This is a genomic window from Microbacterium dauci (assembly GCF_030065535.1).
GTDB lineage: Bacteria > Actinomycetota > Actinomycetes > Actinomycetales > Microbacteriaceae > Microbacterium > Microbacterium dauci.
The window spans coordinates 22,794-29,828 of record NZ_JASJND010000009.1 but is presented as its reverse complement, the minus strand read 5'-3'; the positions used below and the strand labels follow the sequence as shown (position 1 = coordinate 29,828).

The 7,035-nt window shown below is 69.9% G+C and carries 4 protein-coding genes; 3 read left to right on the top strand and 1 reads right to left on the bottom strand.

Annotation, left to right across the window (positions count from 1 at the left end; genetic code table 11):
- The first annotated feature begins 250 nt into the window (after nt 1-250).
- Complete coding sequence (locus QNI14_RS14000) at nt 251-1,591, top strand: glycoside hydrolase family 26 protein (RefSeq protein ID WP_283717243.1); 1,341 nt, start codon at nt 251-253, stop codon at nt 1,589-1,591.
- A gap of 163 nt (nt 1,592-1,754) precedes the next feature.
- Here the strand turns inward: QNI14_RS14000 and QNI14_RS13995 are convergent, their stop codons facing one another.
- Entirely contained in the window at nt 1,755-3,146 is a 1,392-nt protein-coding gene (locus QNI14_RS13995) for a serine/threonine-protein kinase (RefSeq protein WP_283717242.1), read from the bottom strand.
- 184 nt (nt 3,147-3,330) lie between these two features.
- Here QNI14_RS13995 and QNI14_RS13990 point away from each other — a divergent pair, with 184 nt between their 5' ends.
- On the top strand, nt 3,331-4,503 hold the full coding sequence (locus tag QNI14_RS13990; RefSeq protein WP_283717241.1) for a PP2C family protein-serine/threonine phosphatase: 1,173 nt from the start codon (nt 3,331-3,333) through the stop codon (nt 4,501-4,503).
- Nucleotides 4,504-4,544: 41 nt separating this feature from the next.
- Complete coding sequence (locus QNI14_RS13985; RefSeq protein ID WP_283717240.1) at nt 4,545-7,010, top strand: ATP-dependent helicase; 2,466 nt, start codon at nt 4,545-4,547, stop codon at nt 7,008-7,010.
- Nucleotides 7,011-7,035 lie beyond the last annotated feature (25 nt).

Here is a 7,035-nt window from a genome sequence, read left to right as displayed (position 1 = left end):
GGGCCCCCCGGGGGGGCGCCCCCCCGGGGGGGGGGGGGGGGGGGGGTGGGGTGGGGGGGGGGGGGGGGCCCCCGCCCCCGGGGGGGGGGGCGCCCCCCCCCCCCCCCCCCCCCCCCCCACTGTTCGTTTCGGCGGCAGGTCGTTTCGGCGCGGGTCGTTTCGGGGCGGTCCGAAATGTGGCCGTCGTCTGCTGATTGGTACGATTTTCCGATATCGACCCGCGCAGAGATGGGTCCCGGAGGATCGCCCAGTGCCCGTCTCAGTCCGCACCCGTCGCGTCGTGGCATCCATCGCCATCGCCGTCGTCGCGCTCGCGGCAGGGCTGACGACGGCGGTCTCGAGCGCTGTCGCCGCACCGCCCGCGCAGCAGGCGGCCGTCGCGCTCTCGCCCGATGCGGGCCCGAGCGGGTCCACCGTCACCGTGACGGGCATCGGCTTCCCGAAGAAATCGGTGGGTACGCTCACGGCCGGTTCGATCATGCTCGAGATCCGGACCACCGGGAGTGGGTCGTTCTCGAAGGACATCGTCGTACGGGGTACGGCCGGGACCGGTGTCGCGGTCTCTGCAACCGTCGGACGCACGTTCGCGGCGGCGACCTTCTCGGTCGCCCAGACGGACTCCAGCACGACGCCCTCACCGACGCCGACGGCGACCCCGAGTCCCGCAGCGACGCCGACCCCCACGGTCGCGCCGAGCCCGTCGCCGACGGTCTCGGCGACCCCGACGCCCAGCCCTGATCCGACGACGCTCCGTTTCGGCGTATCGACGCCGTCGGGGGCGTCCGCCGACGCCGAGCTCGACGCCGTCACCGCGCTGATGGGTGAAGCGCCCTCGATCGTCCTGTCGTTCTACGACTTCTCCCAGCCGCCGCCGATCGCCGATCTCGCGAGCGTGACCGCTCGCGGTGCGACACATCTGATCTCGTGGGAGCCGTGGCGATGGGGTGGGGGCATCGACCAGCCGGCGTACGCGAACGCGCGCATCGCGGCGGGCGATCACGACGAGTATCTTGCGAGCTGGGCCGATGCGTTGGCCGCGTGGGGGGACACGGTCTACCTGCGGTATGCGCACGAGATGAACGGTGACTGGTACCCGTGGGCGGAGGGCGTCAACGGGAACGCGTCGGGTTCGTACGTCGCCGCGTGGAATCACGTCCGGTCGGTGTTCGACGCGCGCGGGGCGACGAACGTCAAATGGGTGTGGGCACCGAACGTGCCGTACCCCGGGTCGGCCGCACTCGGCCCCCTGTTCCCCGGCGGCGTCGATGTGGTCGGACTCGACGGGTACAACTGGGGGAACGCGGTCAGCTGGGGAAGCTGGATCACGCCGACCGCACTGTTCGGGGAGGGGATCGGGGCACTCCGAGTGCTCGCGCCGGGGATCCCGATCGTGATCACCGAGACGGCGTCGGCCGAGAGTGGCGGATCGAAGGCCGATTGGAACACCGAGCTCGTCTCGTACCTCGATGCGCAGCCCGACGTCTACGGATTCGTTTGGTTCCACCACGACAAAGAGGTCGACTGGCGCATCTCGAGTAGTACCGCCTCGACGGACGCCCTCGCGGCCGCGCTCGCTGCTCGCCGTTCCTGATTCGACGCGACGGCAGGAGTCGAACCTGCTGCGCTGCCGGTATGACCCGGAGCCCGGGACCACCCGGATCGCCGCGATGCCACCACGCTAGGCGCCGTCTCCGACGTCGGCGTCGATGTGACGCCGAATGTCCGTTCGCGTCGTCAGGCGTCGTCAGACCTCGTCAGTCCGACTGCTTCGTCCCCGGACCCCGCGTCGATGCCTTCGGGTTCTTCGTCTGCGCCTTCGGGTTCTTCGTCTGCGCCTTCGGGCTCTTCGCCTTCGCCTTCGGGCTCTTGCCGTGCGCGTTCGACGTCTTCGCCGTGGGCTCGGTCGAGGTGGATGTCACCGACGACTGGGCATCGGTGTCTTCGGCGACCGGAGCGGCATCCGGCGACGTGTCCGGTACCACCGCGGGCTCGGACGGTGCTGGCGTCTCGTCGACGGCGACCTCGTCGGCCGCGATGGTTGGTGTCGGAGACAGCGGGACGTCGTCTGCAACGCGCTCCCCGGTGCCTCCCGCCCAGATGCCGCCTGCCACCACGAGCGCCGCTACGGTCGAGGCAGCCGCGCCTGCGACCCACCACGCGCGCGATGCCCGTCGGCGCCTCGCCGCCGGAGGAGACGCTGCCGCGCGGAGCGGGACAGGGTCGGATGCCACCCAGGGCAGCGTCTCCACCGCGGCTGCAGTGCTGCGGCGTACCGCCGCGTCGTCCGCGTCGCCGGTGGGGATGGAGACATGCGTCGGGAGTGTCCGCGCGGTGCCCGCCACGGTGGCGGCCGTGGGGCGAAGTGCAGGATCGCGCTCGAGCATCGAGCCGAGCATCGCCGCCCACTCCGGCCCGACCCACGCAGGTACCGCGGGTGACTCGACGAGCCTCGCCATGACCTGCCCGATGCCGGATGCCTCGGGAAACGCTCGGGTGCCGGTCAGTGCCTCGAGCAGCAGCAGACCGAGCGCGTAGATGTCCGAGGGTGGGCCACCCGGCTCGCCGCGCACCTGCTCCGGCGAGAGGAACGCGGCGGTTCCCATCACGAGGCCAGGAGCCGTGAGCCGCGTGCTGTCGACGAGGGAGGCGACGCCGAAGTCCGCGAGCTTCGCCAAGAACTGTCGACCGGGCACCGACGTGGGCGCGAGGAGGACATTCGACGGCTTGATGTCGCGATGCACGATGCCCGCGGAATGGACCACGTGCAGCGCCGAGGCCAATTCGGTGGCGATGCCTGCGACCTCTGCGGCAGGGAGCGCGCCCGCCTCGATCGCGTGCGCGAGCGAGTTGCCGTCGACGAACTCCATCACGAGGTACTCCGGGCGGCCCGGCACGACGCAGCCGTCGAAGAGCGTGACCAGCGACGGGTGGTTCAGCGAGGCGAGGAGCTCCATCTCGGTCCGCGTCCGAGGCGGCATCGTCGCGTCGTCGGCATCCGTGCGCATCATCTTCACGGCGACCGTGCGGCCGAGCAACAGATCCTGTGCGCGGAAGACCCTGGCCATCCCGCCCCGGCCGACGCATTCACCGAGCTGGTAACGACCGTCCAGGAGCGCGGCGGTGGCGGCCTGGTCCGGTGCGCTCACAACGTCCTCCTGGGGGCCGCTCGGGTGGTGCGACACCAGTGAGGATACGGCTCCCGGGCGCCAGTGAACGGAGGGTTGACGTCGGCTCGATTCGGTGCATGGCCGCGCGAATTCTGAGCGGATCGTGAGCGCCTGTGTGCGGCTGCGGCTTGAATCGACCGCCAGAGCGTACGACCATCGAAGCATGGTGCACACCCAGCTTGAACCCGAGAAGGAGGCCGCGCGCCAGCGCGCGCTCGATGCGCTCGACGTGCTCGACCGCCCGCGCGACGAGCGCCTCGACCGCGTCACCCGACTCGCGCAGCAGATGTTCGACGTGCCGATGGTCAGCGTCAGCCTGCTCGATCACGATCGGCAGTGGCGCATCTCCGAGCAGGGGTTCGACGGCGAACGCGAGGCACCCCGCGCGGAGTCGTTCTGCAACGCCACCGTCACCCGGGGCGCGATGCTCGTCCTCGACGACGCGGCATCCGATCGAGACTTCGCCGACAACCCGTTCGTCGCCGGCGACCCGCACCTGCGCTTCTACGCTGGCCAGCCCCTCGAGGCGCCCGGCGGGGAGCACATCGGCACGCTCTGCATCGTCGACGTGAAGCCGCGGCACCTCGATGCGCAGCAGCGGGAGCTCTTGCGCGAGATGGCGACGTGGGTGCAGTCCGAGATCCTCCGCGAGCACGAGTACGACCGGGCCTCGGCCATCCAACGGGCGCTACTGCCACGCCACGCACCCGAGTTCGAGGGATACACGCTTGCCGCCGATGCGATCGCCGCCGGCGAGGTGATGGGGGACATCTACGACTGGTACCTCCACGACGGCAGGCTCCGAATCGCGCTCGCCGACGTGATGGGCAAGGGCGTCGGCGCCGGCATGATCGCCGCGGCCACCCGTGCGTCGCTGCGTACCGCGCCCGACCGTTCGCTGCTGCAGGCGGTCGAAGAGATCGACGCGCAGATCTCGGCCGACCTCGCGGACATCCACATGTTCGTGACGGCGTTCGTCGCCGAACTCGACGGCCCGTCGGGGCGGGTCCGCGTGGTGGATGCCGGGCATTCGCTGTCGTTCGTCGTCCGGGCGGACGACTCCTGGGAGCCGTTGCGCTCCACCGGCCTGCCGCTCGGTATGGGCGTCGACGAGCCGCGCAGCGAGACCGAGATCGTGCTGCACCCCGGTGACGCCTTGCTGAGCTGCAGCGACGGCATCCTCGACGTGCTCGACGAGGCCGACCCGTTCGGGCAGGTGCTCCGCGCGCTTCGTGCGCGCGGGCCCGCGGGTGCGGTCGCCGAGGGGATCGAACTCGCCCGTTCGCGGAGGGCGCCTGACGACGTCACGCTGATGGTGATCCGCCGCGACGCATGACGGAGGGTCGTGTCGGCGCCCGAACGTAGACTGGGACCGACATGACTGAGCCCCTCAAGCCCATCGTCCTGGGCGCCGCAGACGCGCGCGGCGGCGCGTCCGACGGGCGACCCGATGAAGACCTCCTCGCCGGGCTGAACCCACCGCAGCGCGACGCCGTCACGCACCGCGGGCCCGCGCTCCTCATCATCGCCGGGGCCGGATCGGGCAAGACCAGCGTGCTCACTCGTCGCATCGCGTCGCTGTTGCGCACCCACGAGGCATACCCCAGCCAGATCCTCGCGATCACCTTCACGAACAAGGCCGCAGGCGAGATGCGGGAGCGCGTACAGCAGCTCATCGGTGACAGCGCGCAGGGCATGTGGATCTCGACGTTCCACTCCGCGTGTGTGCGCATCCTCCGCCGCGAAGCACAGCAGTTCGGATTCACGAAGAGCTTCACCATCTACGACTCGGGTGACTCGCGCGCACTCATCAAGCGGCTCGTGAAGCAGCACGAAGGCGACGCCTTCGGATTCACCCCCGCCGCCGTGCAGGGCCGCATCTCGAAGCTCAAGAACGAGCTGGCGGATGCCGAGTCGTACGCGCGGCAGGCGAACATGAGCGACCCCGCCGAGCGGGTGTTCGTCGAGATCTTCGCGGACTACCAACGTTCGCTGCAGAAGGCCAACGCGTTCGACTTCGACGACCTGATCGCCCAGACCGTCTATCTCTTCCGGGCGTTCCCGCACGTCGCCGACGTGTACCGCAAGCGGTTCCGCCACATCCTGGTCGACGAGTACCAGGACACCAACCACGCGCAGTACGCGCTCATCCACGAGCTGACCCGGCCCGTCGTCGGGAAGGCGGGCGACGCGTTCTCGTCAGGCGGCATGATGATCTTCGAGCCCGACGAGGCGCCCGAGACCGAGGGTGCGTCGCTGACCGTCGTCGGTGACTCCGACCAGTCGATCTACGCGTTCCGCGGCGCCGACATCCGCAACATCAGCGAGTTCGAGCGCGACTTCCCCGGAGCGAAGGTCGTCCTCCTCGAGCAGAACTACCGCTCGACGCAGAACATCCTCTCGGCGGCGAACGCCGTCATCGGCCATAACTTCGACCGGAAAGACAAGAAGCTCTGGACCGACGTCGGCGACGGTGACCCGATCATCGGGTTCACCGGCTACTCGCAGCACGACGAGGCGCAGTTCGTCGCCGACGAGGTCGACGCGCTCCGTCGGAAGGGCGTCGACTACGCGCAGATGGCCGTGTTCTACCGCACCAACTCGCAGTCGCGAGCGCTGGAGGAGATCTTCATCCGCGCGGCGGTGCCCTACAAGATCATGGGCGGCACGAAGTTCTACGAGCGCGCCGAGATCAAGGATGCGCTCGCGTATCTCGTCGCCGTCGCGAACCCGGCAGACGAGATGGCGGTCCGCCGCATCCTCAACAAGCCGCGTCGCGGCATCGGCGACGTCACCGAGACCACGATCGCCCGGTACGCCGCCGACGAGGGGATCACGTTCCGCGACGCGCTCGCGAACGGGTCGGCGCTCGGCGTCGGTCCGAGGATCCAGCAGGCGATCGCCCAGCTGGATGCCGTGCTCGTCGAGGCATCCGAGATCATGCTCCCGAGTTCGGGAGAGATCGCACCCTCGACCTCGGTCACAGAGGGACTGAACGTGCTGCTCGGCAAGAGCGGGTACCTCGACGCGCTCCGCATGTCGAAGGACCCGCAGGACGAAGCGCGCGTCGAGAACCTCGACGAGCTCGTCGCCGTCACGCGCGAGTTCGCCCGGAACAACCCCGAGGGCACGCTGCTCGACTTCCTCACCGAGGTGACCCTGGTGTCGGATGCCGACGACCTCGACGACGCGTCGGGTTCGGTCTCGCTCATGACGATGCACACCGCGAAGGGGCTCGAGTACGACGCCGTCTTCGTCACGGGTGTCGAAGAGGACCTCATCCCGCACCGCATCTCGGCGGGCGAGCCCGGCGGTCCGCAGGAGGAGCGACGGCTGTTCTACGTTGCGCTCACCCGCGCGCGGAAGCGGCTGTTCCTGTCGCTCGCCATGACCCGCGCGCAGTTCGGCGAGGTCTCGGCGGCGATGCCGAGCCGGTTCCTGCAGGAGATCCCCCACCACCTCATCGACTGGCGGCAGTCGCCCGGTGACGTGAATTCCCGCGGCGGCATGCAGTCGCGCGCGCTCAACGCGCGACGGGGTGGCTCGGGTGGCGGCTCGCGATTCGGTGGCGGGGGACGGTACGGCGACGACCTCGTCCCGCTCCCGCCGCGGGATCGGCCCGCGGGGTCGATCGAGAAATTCGCGAACCGCATCCCCGCGAAGATCCGCGACAACGGTGACCTCGAGCTCGCGGCGGGCGACCGCATCCGTCACGACGACTTCGGCGAGGGCAAGGTCGACATGGTCACCGGCGAAGGCGCGAAGCGCGTCGCCCACGTGCGCTTCGACACGGCCGGGCCGAAGAAGCTCCTGATCAAGGTCGCCCCGATCACGAAGCTCTGAGTCGGCCGCACGAGACCGCCGCCGC